At 70.7% G+C, this 1,956-nt stretch carries 2 protein-coding genes; both read left to right on the forward strand.

Annotated features, from left to right (window positions below; genetic code table 11):
* Window positions 1-1,070: AMP-binding protein (locus tag AB0472_RS45935; protein ID WP_366365658.1), on the forward strand; the 1,070-nt coding region annotated here is incomplete at its 5' end.
* On the forward strand, window positions 1,067-1,956 hold an 890-nt coding region (locus AB0472_RS45940; protein WP_366365660.1), incomplete at its 3' end, for a condensation domain-containing protein. The genes AB0472_RS45935 and AB0472_RS45940, both read left to right, overlap by 4 nt.

A 1,956-nucleotide genomic window follows, 5' to 3' on the forward strand; every position in this document is an offset into this window, starting at 1 on the left:
CGGGGGCGTGGGGGTCGTTGCGGCGGGTGGTGTGTTCGGGTGAGGCGTTGTCGGGGGTGTCGGCGGAGCGGTTCGCGCGGGTGTGTGGTGCGGAGCTGCACAATTTCTACGGACCGACGGAAGCGTCGGTCGAGTGCACGGCCGGAGTGTGGACGGGCGGATCGGGTGCCGTTCCGATCGGGACGCCGATCTGGAACATGCGGGTGTTCGTACTGGACGGGCTCCTGCGACCGGTGCCGCCCGGCGCGGTCGGGGAGTTGTTCATCGCGGGCGTGGGTTTGGCGCGGGGGTATCGGGGGCGTGCGGGGCTGACGGCGGAGCGGTTCGTGGCCTGTCCGTTCGGAACGCCAGGTGAGCGGATGTACCGGACGGGAGACCTGGTTCGCTGGACGACCGACGGACAGGTCGTCTTCGTCGGTCGCGCGGACAACCAGGTGAAGGTCCGCGGATTCCGGATCGAGCCGGGTGAGGTGGAGGCCGTCCTGGCCGCGCATCCCGGTGTGGCCCAAGCGGTCGTCACCACCCGCGACGACCTCCCCGGCGGGGACCGCCTGATCGCCTACATCGTTCCCCGAGACGGAGACGGAGACGGAGACGGTGACGGAGACGATGCCCGCGAGGACCCGGAGCCGTTCGCGGACGTGCGCGCCTACGCCGCCGAGCGGCTGCCCGGCCACATGGTCCCCGCGGTGTTCGTGTCCTTGCCCGAGCTTCCGCTGACCGTCAACGGGAAACTCGACCGTGCTGCCCTTCCAGAGCCCCGGCGTGCGGCTGCGGGCGCCGGGCGTGAGCCGGCCACCCAGGAGGAGCGCCTGCTGTGCGAGGCGTTCGCCGAGGTACTGGGGCTGGAGCGGGTCTGGGCGGACGACGACTTCTTCGATCTCGGTGGCCACTCGCTGCTGGCCACCCGTCTGGTGTCACAGATCCGGACCGCCCTCGGCGTCGAGATGGGCGTGCGGACGCTCTACGAGGTGTCCAGCCCGGCCGCCCTGGCAGCACGGTTGGAAAGCGAGCGGAAACCTGCCCGGCCGGCATTGCGCCCCATGCGGAAAGAGAGGGAAGCCGAATGATTCCGCTGTCGTTCGCCCAGCGCCGGTTGTGGTTCCTGGCGCAGCTGGAGGGGCCGAGCTCGACCTACAACCTGCCGGTGGTCGTGGGCCTGTCCGGGCAGATCGACACCGAGGCGCTGGGCAGGGCGCTGACGGACGTCATCGCTCGGCACGAGGTACTGCGCACGGTGTTCCCGGCCGGCGACGGGGAGCCGTACCAGCTGGTACTTCCGCTGGCCGATGTGGGGGAGGTACTGCGCACCGCCACGGCTGCCACGGAGGAAGAGGCCGCGGAGCTGGTGGCGGCCGAGACCGGTTACGGGTTCGACCTGGCGGCCGAGATCCCGTTGCGGGCGCTGTTGGTCGGGACGGGTCCGGACGAGCATGTGCTGGTGGTGGTGTTGCATCACATTGCCGGGGACGGCTGGTCGATGGGGCCGTTGGCCCGTGATCTGTCCCGGGCGTACGCGGCGCGGTGTGCGGGGCGCGCGCCGGAGTGGGAGCCGTTGCCGGTGCAGTACGCCGACTACGCCCTGTGGCAGCGGGAGCTGCTCGGCGACGAGGACGATCCACAGAGCCTCCTGTCCCGACAGGTGTCGTACTGGCGGCAGATGCTGGACGGGGCTCCGCAGGAACTGGCGCTGCCCGTGGACCACCCGCGGCCGTCGACGCCCTCGCACCGCGGCCACACGGCGACGCTGGACATCCCGGCGGACGTCCACGAGAGGCTGACGGAGCTCTGTCGTGCCACCGGCACCAGCATGTTCATGGTGGTGCAGGCGGCATTGGCGGTGTTGTTGTCGCGGTTGGGCGCGGGGGAGGACATCCCGATCGGGACGGCGGTGGCGGGCCGGACCGACCAGGCGTTGGACGATCTGGTCGGGTTCTTCGTGAACACCCTGGTCCT

Source organism: Streptomyces sp. NPDC086777 (genome assembly GCF_040702065.1).
In the GTDB taxonomy this organism is placed as follows: Bacteria; Actinomycetota; Actinomycetes; order Streptomycetales; family Streptomycetaceae; genus Streptomyces.